The sequence below is a fragment of the Ruegeria sp. BC3 genome (assembly GCF_056539265.1).
In genome coordinates, this window is record NZ_JBQFUP010000005.1 from 206,019 (window position 1) to 218,472 (window position 12,454).

Annotated in this window: 10 protein-coding genes; 7 read left to right on the forward strand and 3 right to left on the reverse strand. The window is 60.6% G+C overall.

What is annotated here, in order from left to right:
- Nucleotides 1-24: 24 nt before the first annotated feature.
- From ptsP to ACR0MV_RS15625, 5 genes are all read left to right on the forward strand, one after another.
- Complete coding sequence (gene ptsP, locus ACR0MV_RS15605) at nucleotides 25-2,268, forward strand: phosphoenolpyruvate--protein phosphotransferase (RefSeq protein WP_170426661.1); 2,244 nt, start codon at nucleotides 25-27, stop codon at nucleotides 2,266-2,268.
- Between the two features lie 111 nt (nucleotides 2,269-2,379).
- Nucleotides 2,380-3,825 carry a glucose-6-phosphate dehydrogenase gene (zwf, locus tag ACR0MV_RS15610; protein ID WP_480702723.1) on the forward strand — a complete coding sequence of 482 codons (1,446 nt, stop codon included), beginning with the start codon at nucleotides 2,380-2,382 and terminating at the stop codon, nucleotides 3,823-3,825.
- A 2-nt stretch (nucleotides 3,826-3,827) separates the two neighbouring features.
- Complete coding sequence (edd, locus tag ACR0MV_RS15615) at nucleotides 3,828-5,633, forward strand: phosphogluconate dehydratase (protein WP_480702724.1); 1,806 nt, start codon at nucleotides 3,828-3,830, stop codon at nucleotides 5,631-5,633.
- A 3-nt stretch (nucleotides 5,634-5,636) separates the two neighbouring features.
- Nucleotides 5,637-6,269 carry a bifunctional 4-hydroxy-2-oxoglutarate aldolase/2-dehydro-3-deoxy-phosphogluconate aldolase gene (locus tag ACR0MV_RS15620; protein ID WP_480702726.1) on the forward strand — a complete coding sequence of 211 codons (633 nt, stop codon included), beginning with the start codon at nucleotides 5,637-5,639 and terminating at the stop codon, nucleotides 6,267-6,269.
- A gap of 51 nt (nucleotides 6,270-6,320) precedes the next feature.
- Nucleotides 6,321-7,511, forward strand: a complete 1,191-nt coding sequence (locus ACR0MV_RS15625) for a pyridoxal-phosphate-dependent aminotransferase family protein (RefSeq protein ID WP_480702727.1) — start codon at nucleotides 6,321-6,323, stop codon at nucleotides 7,509-7,511.
- Nucleotides 7,512-7,605: 94 nt separating this feature from the next.
- Here the strand turns inward: ACR0MV_RS15625 and ACR0MV_RS15630 are convergent, their stop codons facing one another.
- Nucleotides 7,606-8,715 (reverse strand): pyridoxal phosphate-dependent aminotransferase, encoded by a 1,110-nt coding sequence (locus tag ACR0MV_RS15630; protein WP_480702729.1) that lies wholly within the window; start codon nucleotides 8,713-8,715, stop codon nucleotides 7,606-7,608.
- Between the two features lie 94 nt (nucleotides 8,716-8,809).
- Between ACR0MV_RS15630 and ACR0MV_RS15635 the strand changes: the two genes are divergently transcribed.
- Together ACR0MV_RS15635 and ACR0MV_RS15640 are read left to right on the forward strand one after the other, a co-directional pair.
- The gene (locus ACR0MV_RS15635; RefSeq protein ID WP_480702731.1) at nucleotides 8,810-9,880 is read left to right on the forward strand and encodes an SMP-30/gluconolactonase/LRE family protein; all 1,071 of its coding nucleotides are present in this window, start codon (nucleotides 8,810-8,812) and stop codon (nucleotides 9,878-9,880) included.
- Between the two features lie 64 nt (nucleotides 9,881-9,944).
- Nucleotides 9,945-10,727: a crotonase/enoyl-CoA hydratase family protein gene (locus ACR0MV_RS15640; protein ID WP_480702733.1), complete on the forward strand. Its 783-nt coding sequence runs from the start codon at nucleotides 9,945-9,947 to the stop codon at nucleotides 10,725-10,727.
- 80 nt (nucleotides 10,728-10,807) lie between these two features.
- Here the strand turns inward: ACR0MV_RS15640 and ACR0MV_RS15645 are convergent, their stop codons facing one another.
- Both ACR0MV_RS15645 and ACR0MV_RS15650 read right to left on the reverse strand, forming a co-directional pair.
- Entirely contained in the window at nucleotides 10,808-11,140 is a 333-nt protein-coding gene (locus tag ACR0MV_RS15645) for a DnaJ family domain-containing protein (RefSeq protein WP_480702734.1), read from the reverse strand.
- A gap of 39 nt (nucleotides 11,141-11,179) precedes the next feature.
- Nucleotides 11,180-12,343 carry a benzoate/H(+) symporter BenE family transporter gene (locus ACR0MV_RS15650; protein ID WP_480702735.1) on the reverse strand — a complete coding sequence of 388 codons (1,164 nt, stop codon included), beginning with the start codon at nucleotides 12,341-12,343 and terminating at the stop codon, nucleotides 11,180-11,182.
- Between the last annotated feature and the right edge of the window lie 111 nt (nucleotides 12,344-12,454).

Here is a 12,454-nt window from a genome sequence, read left to right on the forward strand (position 1 = left end):
CTGACACCATAAACTGGTTGGGCTATGGCAGAAGGCACCGAAACAGAATCCCGCAAGCTGCTGGGGCGGCTGCGCGAAGAGATGGCGAGCGAAGCTGCCGGTCAGGAACGTCTTGACCGGATCACCAGCCTGATTGCTGACAGCATCCGGGCCGAGGTCTGTTCGATATACCTGTTCCGGGATTCCGAGACTCTGGAACTGTGCGCAACCGAGGGCTTGTCGCCCGAAGCGGTGCACAAAACCCGGATGCGGCTGGGCGAGGGCCTTGTGGGTCGCGTCGCCCAATTCGGCAAAATCGTAAACACCGCAGACGCGCCGTCGACCAAGGGCTTCCGCTATATGCCGGAAACGGGCGAAGAGCGGTTTTCGTCCTTCCTGGGTGTTCCGATTCAGCGCCTGGGCGAGAAATTGGGCGTTCTGGTCGTCCAGTCCCGCGATGCGCGCGAATACTCCGCCGACGAGGTCTATGCATTGGAAGTGGTCGCCATGGTTCTGGCGGAAATGACCGAGCTTGGCGCATTTGTGGGCGAGGGCGCGGCCCTGTCGCCACGCCACCAGCAATCGGTACAGTTCAACGGCGGCCCTGCGCAGGAGGGATCGGCCGAGGGGCATGTCTGGTTGCACGAACCGCGTGTTGTGGTCACCAACCCGATTGCCGACGACCCTCACCGTGAACGCGAACGCCTGACCGAGGCTGTGGATGAGCTGCGTGTAGGCGTCGACAAGATGCTTGAAATTTCGCAGGGCGGCGACAAGGAGCAGCTTCAGGTTCTGGAAGCCTACCGGATGTTTGCCAATTCCAAAGGCTGGATGCGCCGGATGGAAGAGGACATTGCCCTTGGCCTTAGCGCCGAAGCGGCGGTCGAGAAAGAACAGTCGCAAGCCCGCGCCCGCATGGGGCAGGTGACCGACCCTTACTTGCGCGAACGTCTGGCCGATCTGGATGACCTCAGCAATCGGTTGCTGCGTATTCTGACCGGGCAGGGGGCCACCAATGGGGCCGACCTGCCGCCCGATCCGATCCTGATTGCACGCAACATCGGACCCGGTGACCTGCTGGAATATGGTCGGTCTCTGAAGGGTATCGTACTCGAAGAAGGTTCGGTCGGCAGCCACGCAACTATTGTGGCCCGTGCGCTGGCAATTCCGCTGGTCGTCCATGTCGGGCACATCACGACCGAAGCGTTGAACGGTGACCATATTCTGGTCGATGGCGATCAGGGCACGGTCCATCTGCGCCCTGAAGATACCGTCGTCACTGCATTCCGCGACAAGATCGCGATGCAGGCGAAAGCGCAGGAGCGTTATGCGTCGATCCGCGATACCCCAACGGTGACTCGCGACGGTGAGCGGATCAATCTGGTCATGAACGCAGGCCTGATGGCGGACCTCCCGTCGCTCGGCAATTCCGGCGCCGAAGGCGTGGGCTTGTTCCGCACTGAACTGCAGTTTCTGGTTCGCAACCAAATGCCCAAGCGTTCCGAACTTGTGACGCAATATCAGCGCGTTATGGATGCTGCGGGCGACAAGCGCGTAGTGTTTCGCACGCTGGATATCGGGTCAGATAAAGTCTTGCCCTACATGAAACATGTCGAAGAGCCGAACCCGGCTCTGGGTTGGCGTGCGATCCGGGTCGGGTTGGACAAGCGCGGCGTGATGCGGATGCAGTTGCAAGCGTTGATGCGAGCCGCAAACGGTCGCCCCTTGACCCTGATGTTCCCCTTTGTCGCGCAGGCCGACGAATTCCGAGAGGCCAAGTGGGAAGTCAACAAGACCATCGAGCGTGAGAAGCGATTGGGTCATGTGCTGCCCGAGTCAATCGAGGTCGGCGCGATGCTGGAAACCCCATCGCTCGCCTTTGCGCCACAGAAGTTCTTCGACGAGGTCGATTTCGTCTCGATCGGGGGCAACGATCTGAAGCAGTTCTTCTTTGCCGCTGACCGCGAGAATGAGCTGGTGCGCCGTCGCTACGACACGCTGAATGTCAGCTTCCTCAGCTTCATTGAGCGCATTGTGGAACGCTGTAACATCTCGAACACGCCTCTGTCTTTTTGTGGCGAGGATGCCGGACGTCCGGTCGAGGCGTTGTGTTTGGCTGCCATGGGTATACGAACGTTGTCGATGCGGCCCGCATCTATCGGGCCGGTCAAAAGCGTGCTGCTGCGGGCCGACTTGCTATCCTTGCGCAAGATCATCGCCGACGCACGTCACCGGGGCGAACAATCGGTGCGACCATCAGTGATGGAGTGGTTGCGGAATCTGGGTTGATTTTCCAGACGCGGTTCCCTATTCAGTGCGTGAATGTTAGCGATAACAGTGCCCGCATCCGTTGGCGATCCGTGCCCATGTGATGCCAGCAAGACCTAAAGGAGCCCACGGATGGTTTCACGCGTAATTCCGGTACACCCGTTCGATCTGGTGTTATTCGGCGCGACCGGAGATCTGGCGCAGCGAAAAATCCTGCCGGGCCTCTATCACCGGTTCGAAGTCGGCCAAATGCCCGAAAGCGCCCGGATCATCGGCACAGCAAGGTCCGATATGGACAGCGATGGGTTCCGCGACCTTATCCGCGCGTCGATGAAAGAATTTGCTCCGGCCTTCAAAAAGGATGTTCTGGACCAGTTTCTAAGCCGCGTGGAATACGTTCCCGTGGACGCGATGGGGGACGCAGGTTGGGAGGAACTTGCCAAGGTCCTACGCCCGGACGTGGTGCGCGCCTTTTATCTGTCTGTGGGCCCCAGCCTGTTTTCGGGCATCGCACAACGGCTGAGCGATCACGGAATGGCAACGCCTGACAGCCGTATCGTGGTCGAAAAACCCTTTGGCCACGACCTTGCCTCGGCCAAGGCGTTGAACGCTGGTCTGCGGGCCTGTTTTGAAGAGCATCAGATTTATCGGATCGACCACTATCTGGGCAAAGAAACGGTGCAGAACCTGATGGCGCTGCGCTTTGCCAACTCATTGTTCGAGCCGCTCTGGAACGCGACCCATATCGACCATGTGCAGATCACCGTCGCTGAAACGGTCGGGGTCGAAGGGCGCGGGGCGTACTACGATCAGTCCGGCGCTATGCGCGACATGGTGCAGAACCACCTTGTGCAGCTGCTGTGTCTGACCGCGATGGAACCTCCGTCTAAGTTTTCGCCGAATTCTGTTCGTGACGAAAAGGTCAAGGTGATTGAAGCGCTGGAGCCCGTGGCCCCGTCGGACATCGCACGCGGCCAGTACCGATCGGAGAAAGGCGGGGATGGGTATCTGGATCACGTTGGAAACCCTGCCAGCCGTACCGAAAGTTACATAGCTCTCAAGGTTCATTTGGGCAATTGGCGTTGGGCCGGGGTGCCATTTTACCTGCGTACGGGCAAGCGCTTGCGCGCGCGTGAATCCGAGATTGCGGTATTCTTCCGTGACCCGCCACACACGATCTTTCCTAATGTCGGACCTCTGCGCGGCAACGTCCTGGTGATCCGCTTGCAACCGGACGAAGGCATCACCCTGCGCACCACGATCAAAGAGCCGGGGCAGGGCGGTTTCCGCCTGTCCGACGTGGCACTGGATATGAGCTTTGCCGAGGCGCTGGGGGACGAAGCCAAATCACCGGATGCTTATGAACGTCTGGTCATGGACGTCATCCGCGGCGATCAGACATTGTTCATGCGCGGGGACGAGGCCGAAGCGGCCTGGGCCTGGGTCGATCCCATCATTCAAGGCTGGGAAGAGCGGGGTGATCGCCCGGCGAAGTATGATCAGGGCAGTTCCGGCCCCGAGGAAGCACTGATGCTGATGCATCGCGATGGACGCCGCTGGCGTCAGATCGGAGGGTAATCATGGTTCATTCCGTCATCACCGACGTCACTCAACGCATCATCGACCGCAGCGCCGACCTGCGCGGCCCGCATCTGGAACGGATGGAACATGCCCGTTCCAAAGGTCCGGCGCGCGCGCATCTGTCCTGCAGCGGTCAGGCCCATGCCTATGCAGGTGCGGGTGAGGATCAACAGGCCATGGCCACAGGCACGGCGGGCAATCTGGGTATCGTGACCGCCTACAACGATATGCTCTCGGCCCACCAGCCGTTCGAGCGGTATCCCGCTTTGATCCGCGACGCGATCCGCGCTGCGGGCGGCACTGCTCAGGTCGCGGGCGGTGTGCCTGCCATGTGTGACGGTGTCACGCAGGGTGAGGCGGGGATGGAACTGTCGCTGTTTTCGCGCGATGTGATCGCCTTGGCTACGGGCGTGGCGCTCAGCCACAACACGTATGATGCGGCCGTATTTCTGGGTGTCTGCGATAAGATCGTCCCCGGTCTGATCATCGGCGCACAGGCGTTCGGCCACCTGCCAGCGGTGTTCCTGCCTGCGGGTCCTATGACCAGCGGGTTGCCGAACGATGAAAAGGCCAAGGTGCGTCAACAGTTTGCCGCTGGCGAAGTAGGCCGCGACGCTTTGATGAAGGCCGAGATGGCCGCCTATCATGGTCCGGGCACTTGCACCTTCTATGGCACCGCGAACACCAACCAGATGCTGATGGAGTTCATGGGCTTGCACCTGCCGGGCTCGAGCTTCGTCAACCCGAATACGCCATTGCGCGATGCGCTGACCGAGGAAGGCGCGCGCCGCGCGTTGTCTTTAAGCGCGCTGGGCAACCACTACACGCCGGTCTGCCAGATCCTGGATGAACGCGCCTTTGTAAACGGTATCGTGGGTCTAATGGCAACGGGCGGTTCGACCAACCTTTTGATCCACCTGATCGCCATGGCGCGCGCAGGCGGTATCGTCTTGGATTGGGAAGACTTTTCGGAAATCTCTGCCGTGGTGCCACTGGTCGCGCGGGTCTATCCAAACGGTTTGGCGGATGTGAACCATTTCCACGCCGCAGGCGGGCTGGGGTACTGCATCGGCACCCTGCTGGAAGACGGTTTGTTGCATCCCGATACGCTGACCGTCGCCGGGCAGGGCCTGCACCGCTATACGCAGGAACCCAAGCTGAAGGACGGGGATCTGATCTGGGAAGATGGCGCAGGCCACAGTCTGAACGAAAAGATCGTCCGTTCGGCCAAAGACCCGTTCCAGCCCACCGGCGGCTTGTCGCGCCTGACCGGTAATTTGGGTACAGGCGTGATGAAGGTTTCAGCCGTGGCGCCGGAACATCAGGTAGTCGAGGCTTCGGTCCGTGTGTTCCACGATCAGGATGATGTCAAAGCCGCTTTCAAGGCCGGAGAGTTCACAGATGACGTCATCGTCGTCGTGCGGTTCCAGGGCCCTAAGGCGAACGGCATGCCCGAGTTGCACTCGTTGACGCCTATCCTGTCGATTCTTCAGGGGCGCGGGCAAAAGGTGGCGCTGGTCACCGATGGCCGCATGTCCGGCGCGTCGGGCAAAGTTCCCGCCGCCATCCATGTCTGCCCCGAGGCGCTGGACGGTGGCGCGATCGCTTACCTGCAGGATGGCGACATCCTGCGTGTCGATGCGGTGAAGGGCGAGTTGGAGATCCTGACCCCCGGCGTTCTTGATCGCGCGCCAGCCGTCGCCGATTTGTCGGGCAACCAACATGGCGTTGGGCGCGACCTATTTTCCACCTTCCGCCAAACGGTTGGATCCGCCGATACCGGCGCCAGTATTTTCGGAGTTTAATCCATGTCCAAAACCCAGCGCACGCGCGAAATCTGCGCTCTGGCCCCCATTGTTCCAGTCCTCGTCGTCGATGATGCCTCGCAGGCCCGTCCGTTGGCCGAAGCCCTTGTCGCTGGCGGGCTGCCCGCGCTCGAGGTCACCTTGCGCACCCCTGCAGCGCTGGACGCGATCCGCGCCATGTCAGCGGTTTCGGGCGGCGTCGTCGGTGCAGGTACGCTGGTCACGCCTGAAGACGTGAGGGCGGCCAAAGAGGCGGGCGCACAGTTTGGTGTGTCTCCGGGCGCGACAGACGCACTGATTGCGGCATGTGAAGCTGAAGGTCTGCCGCTTCTGCCTGGTGCTGCGACCGCAAGCGAGGCAATGGCCCTGCTGGAAAAGGGCTATGACATGCTCAAATTCTTCCCTGCCGAAGCCTCGGGTGGCGCGCCCGCTTTGAAGGCCATCGGAGCCCCTCTGCCGCAGATCAAGTTCTGCCCGACCGGTGGCGTGTCGCCTGAAAACGCACGCGATTACCTGTCTTTGTCCAATGTGGTGTGTTCGGGTGGCAGCTGGGTCGCGCCTAAACAGATGGTCATTGATGGCGATTGGGCGGGCATCGAAAACCTTGCGCGCGCGGCCTCCAAGCTGATGGATTGACGCCGCCAAAGGCTGCGCTAGTTTGGGCGTCAATTCTTACAGGTTGATCCCATGACAGACCCAATATCTTTGGCGCAAGGGCGCACGTATCTGGCGATTCCCGGACCTTCGGTGATGCCGGACGCTGTGTTACAGGCCATGCACCGGCCGTCTCCGAACATCTACGACGGCGAGCTGATCGAGATGATGCCCGCGCTGACCCGCGATTTGTGCCGCGTGGCGCGCACCGATCACACCGTGGCGATCTATATCGCCAACGGTCACGGCACGTGGGAGGCCGCGCTGTCCAACGTGATCGCGCCCGGCGAAACCGTGCTGGCTCCGGCCTCGGGGCGGTTCACCCATGGTTGGGCCGAAATGGCCGCGGGGATCGGCGCCAAGGTCGACCTGATCGATTTCGGCTCGTCCTCGGCCTGGGATCTGGACCGGATTGCCGAAGCCTTGCGCGCGGACAAGGCTCATCAGATCAAGGCGGTTCTGGCTGTTCACGTTGATACCTCAAGCTCGATCCGCAACGACATTCCGGCGCTGCGCGCCGTTTTGGACGATCTGGGTCACCCGGCGCTTTTGATGGCGGATTGCATCGCCTCCTTGGGGTGTGACCAGTTTGAAATGGATGCCTGGGGTGTCGATGTCATGGTTACGGCCTGCCAGAAGGGGCTAATGACGCCTGCCGGTACGGGTTTCGTCTTTTTTAACGACAAGGCGCAGGCCAAACGTGCCGCGATGCCGCGCGTGTCCCAATATTGGGATTGGCAGCCAAGAGCGAACCCCGAGCTGTTCTATCAGTATTTCAACGGCACTGCGCCGACGCATCACCTCTATGGCCTGCGTGCGGCGCTAGACCTGATCCTTGCCGAGGGGATGGAGCAGGTTTGGGCACGCCACGAACGTCTGGCAACCGCAATTTGGGCGGCCTGTGAAACCTGGGCGCAGGGCGGCGCACTGCATATCAATGTCGCTGATCGCAAGCATCGCAGCCATGCCGTGACCGCTCTGCGTTTGACAGACGGGCGGGGCACCCCCCTGCGTGAATTCACCGAGCATAAGCTGGGCCTGACCCTCGGCATAGGTCTGGGGATGGAGGATTGGGACGGATGCTTCCGCCTTGGTCACATGGGCTATGTCAACGCGCAGATGGTCATGGCAATGTTGGGCGGCGTTGAAACGGCAATGGCGGCGCTGGACATCCCCCGAGGTCAAGGCGCGCTTGAAGCTGCGGCTGCGGCGCTGGTGGCCTAAAGGCGCAACCTGCTTCTTCATCTGGCCAAAAATACCTTCGGGGGGAGTCGCGCCTCTGGCGCGATGGGGGGCAGACAGCCCCCCTTTTGACCGGTCAGCCAGCTTGCGCCTTGGCTGCGGCCAACGCGCGCGGCAAAGCTGCCGCAAAAGCCTCAAGATCTGATGTTTCACCACAGCTGACACGAATGCATCGGTTTTGTGGCGCAGCAAACGGCATTCGCACAAAGATACCCTGTGCGACCAACGCATCCAGAACGGCCTTGGCAAACGCTCCATCCCGCCCGCAATCAATGGCCACGAAATTTGTGGCCGAGGGCAGGGGGATCAATCCGTTCTCGCGTGCGATCCGACTGATTTGCGTGCGGGCCTCGGTGATCTTCGTCTGGACGTGGTCCAGCCAATCAGAATCCTGCAAAGCGGCCAGAGCGCCAGCCTGTGCCGCTCGGTTCATGCCAAAGTGGTTGCGCACTTTGTTGAAAGCCGAGATCAGGCCGGGTGCCGCAATGGCGTAACCCACGCGCGCGCCCGCCATACCGTAAACTTTGGAGAACGTCCGCATACGGATCACGCGGGGATCGTCAGCGGCGACTGGGGCGGCCGTGCCTTCTGGCGCGCATTCCACATAGGCCTCGTCCAGCACAAGCAGGCATCCATCTGGCAGGTTATCCATCGCGCTCACAATGTCCGCACCGGAATGCCAACTGCCCATCGGGTTATCGGGGTTGGCCAGATAAACCAGCTTGGCATCCGCTTCGGCGGCTTTGGTAAACAACGCCACAGGGTCTTCGTGATCGTCGCGATAGGGCACTTTGCGCAGCGTGCCGCCGAAACCGGCCACGTGGTAATTGAAGGTCGGATATGCCCCATCCGAAGTGACAACCGCATCGCCGGGGCCAACCATGAGGCGCACCAGATACCCCAACAGCCCGTCGATGCCTTCACCCACGACAATGTTTTCGGGTGAAACTCCATGATGATCCGCCAAAGCGTCGCGCAGATCGTAGTTTTCGGGGTCGCCATACATCCAGATTGCCGTTTCAGCCATTGCGGCAATGGCACGAGGCGACGGGCCAAAGACGCTTTCATTCGCCCCCAGCCTCGCAACAAATGGCGCGCCGCGCTGGCGTTCCTGTGTTTCGGGGCCGACAAAAGGCACAGTTGCAGGCAGGGATTGGGCAAGCGGGGTATAGCGAGGCTCAGTCATGGGGGCAGATAAACGCAAGGTCACAAGACAGGCAAGCTTGCGTTGCATAGGGATGCTTCGCACTCTGTGACCAACACGATAGGGAGGAGCGTACATGCGCATCGTTTTGGGTCTGTTGATCGTTGGACTTGCCTACCTGGTATTCTGGCCGGTCCCGGTGCAACCTGTGATGTGGAACCCGCCCAAAGCTCCTGATTTTACAGGTGAATTTGCGGAAAACAACGCGTTGGACGGGTTGGAGCTGATCTCATTGCCCGACGGTCAGATTGGTCCCGAAGACATTGCGATCATGCCGGACGGAACTGTGTATACGACATCGTTGTCGGGGGCGCTTTATCGGATAGACGGGGCCGAACCGGTCAAGGTTGACGATCTGGGCGGTCGACCCCTGGGCCTGAAGGCCGGACCGGACGGTGCGCTGTATATTGCCGACAGCTATCGTGGCGTGATGCGTTGGACCGGACCCGGAACGCTGGAAACAGTGGTTGCCGAGATCGACGGAGCACCAGTGATTTATGCAAACCAGCTGGATGTCGCGCAGGACGGAACGATCTATTTTTCGAACTCGTCTGACCGATTTGATCCCGAGACTATGGGTGGGACCAAGCCAACCTCGGTACTGACCATATGGGAGCAATCGGACACCGGCTATGTCGCCCGCCATTCCCCCGATGGTACGACCAAAAAACTGGCCGAAGGGTTCGTCTATACCAATGGCGTGGCCTTGTCGCCCGACGAAGATTTCCTGCTGATCGCCGAGACTGGGCAGGCGCGGGTACACAAACTGTGGCTGACGGGCTCCAAGGCGGGCCAGCAAGAGGTTCTGCTGGATAACTTGCCCGGCTATCCCGACAATATCGAAGCGCAGGGCGACGGCACCTATTGGATGGCCTTCGCCAGTCCGCGCGTCCCCAGCGAGGCACTGATGCCGTATCCGTTTCTGCGCAAAGTGATCTGGCGGTTGGGGCCGATGGTGCGCCCGGCTCCGATCCATCGGGGGATGATTGTTCAGTTTGACGGTGACGGGACGATTTTGCAGAACCTGCAGGACCCCGGTGGTCGTGTGGGTATTACCACCGGCGGAAAGATTGCCGGGGATCAGCTCTATGTGATGACGCTGGACTCGCCATGGTTCGGGCGCATGCCTGCATCGGATTTGCCCTAACGTATAGGTGGAACTGAGCGGGTCTTCCGGGCATGGTACTCCTAGCCAGAGTTGGGAGGCCAAAATGTCACGCGTTTCCATCGAGTACAAAGACCACATCGCCCATGTCACACTGACCCGCGGCGATAAAATGAATGCGCTGGATGACGCGATGATCCAGGCGATCATTTCCGCCGGGCAGGAGGTTGCGGCCTCGGACGCACGGGCCGTGGTCTTGTCGGGGGAAGGCAAAAGCTTTTGTGCCGGTCTCGACATGGCCAGTTTTGCCCAGATGGCGCATTCAGATCCGACCGAGTGGTTGATGACCCGCAGCCACAAAGATGCCAACGAAGTGCAAGAGGTCGCTCTGACCTGGCGTCGGGTACCGGTACCAGTGATCTGCGCCATTCAGGGGGTCGCTTACGGGGGCGGTCTGCAACTGGCGTTGGGCGCTGATATTCGCATTGCCCACCCCGAGGCAAAGCTGTCGGTGATGGAGATGAAATGGGGCCTGATCCCGGATATGGGCGGAATGGTCTTGTTGCCAAAGCTCGTTCGGTCAGATGTGCTGCGCCTGTTGACCTACACCGCGCGTCCCATTGGTGCTGCTCAGGCGGCAGAGTGGGGGTTGGTCACCAAGCTTTCGGATGATCCGTTGACCGAGGCGCTGGCTCTGGCCGAGGATATTGCGGGCCAAAGCCCATCGGCTATTCGGGCAGCAAAGCGTCTGATCGAGGTCGCCGAGTCCCAACCCCGCACTGAAGTTCTGACCGAGGAATCCTCGGAACAGGTCGCGTTGATTGGGAAGCCGGAGCAAATGGAGGTCATTGCCGCACAGATGCAGGGGCGCAAGCCGGAATTCAAATGAAATTTACGCCCGTACGATCTCGCGAGCCCGAAATCAGATTGCCCGATTTCGGTGCCGAATTAGATGTTTACGACAAGGTTCTAACGTAAAAAGGCCCGTCTTGCATCGCGCGCCATGTTATAGCGCATCTCAAGCTCGGCAATCTGCGCCATTGTTGCCTTGCGCTCCTCCGGGTCGGTCTGAGAGGCATAGGTTTTTCGCGCAGCATCCAGCTTCTTCTTGATGTCGAACTCTTCTGGCAAAACACCTGCCTGCGCCATGATGCGATGACCTGCCGCAAGCGCCGGATCGGTTTGTGCTTCGGACGACCGATCAGGCAGAGGCTGACCTTCGCCCTCCAACCCGTCCAGCTGACCTTCGGCTTGCGCCTTTTTGATCTGACGTTCGACAAGTTTTCCAAACGATCCCAACATGGCCGGAGTGTACTGGACCAGCGCAGCCGGGAAAAGCGATCATCTGAGCCGGTTTGCAACCACGTAAGCGATACCACCCGCCGCCAACCCCCAAACGGCGGCACCCAATCCAAAAACCGTGATGCCCGAGGCGGTGATGGCGAAGGTCAAGATGGCGGCTTCCCGCTCTGCGGGTACGTCCAGTGCGGCGTGTGTGGCGTTCGCCAACACACCGATCAGGGCGATACCGGTCAGTGTGCCCATCAGCAACGGGTCCGCATGGGCGGCAAAGCCTGTAATTGCAACGGCAAACACGCCGAACAGGCAGTAGAAGACGCCCGCCATTACGGCTGACCAATAGCGCTGGCTCGGGTCTGGGTGGCTGTCTTCGTTTGAGCACATGGCGGCTGTAATCGCTGCTAGGCAGGTGGCGGGGGCACCAAAGGGGGCGGACAGAATGCTGGCCCCGCCGACCGCCGAGAACAGATTGCCGGCTCGAGGCGCGTAGCCAAAGCTGCGCATCACCGCGATACCGGGGATGTTTTGCGTGGCCATCGTGACGATGAACAAAGGGATGCCGATACCAATTGCAGAGGCGACCGAGAATGTCGGCATCTTAAGAACGGGCGCGGCCACCAGGTGTTCCGGCATGACCGAACTGTCGCCAGCGTTCAGAACGACGACAATAGCCGCCGCGATCACAGCGGCCGGAACCGCAAACAGGCGATTGACCCGCCCGGCGATGAACCACGTCAGGATGACCGGTAGGGCCTGCCACGGAACAGCGACTGCGGCCTGGAAGGGGATGATGCACAAGGGTAGCAGAACCCCGCCCAGCATCGCCTGCGCAAGCGTTGTTGGGATGGCCGCTGCGAGCCGTCCAAGCGGCCCCCACAATCCGGCCAGAACGGTAAGCGCACCAGCACACAGAAACGCCCCGACCGCGTCCGAAAACCCAGCCAGCGGAGTGGCCGAAACAGCAAGCAGGGCGGCCCCGGGTGTGGACCAGGCCACGCTAATCGGCTGCTTGAACCACAGGCTGAGGGCAATCGCAGCCAGCCCCATCGCAACCGCGGCCATCATTAGGCCGGACGCGGACTCGGCCGCCGATGCGCCCATTGCGGCCAACCCTTGAAGCACAATCGGGAAGGAACTGAAAAAACCAACGACCGCGACCACAAGGCCGGTCGAGATCGTTTGCATTGGGGGGAAAGCGCGTGCCATCGCAGCCTCAGAGTTATCTGGACAACTTGCTAACAATCACAAGCCTCTGAGAACAAGACAAAAGCAGCCATACGAACGAAAAACCCCGCCGAAGACGTCTCGGCGGGGTCT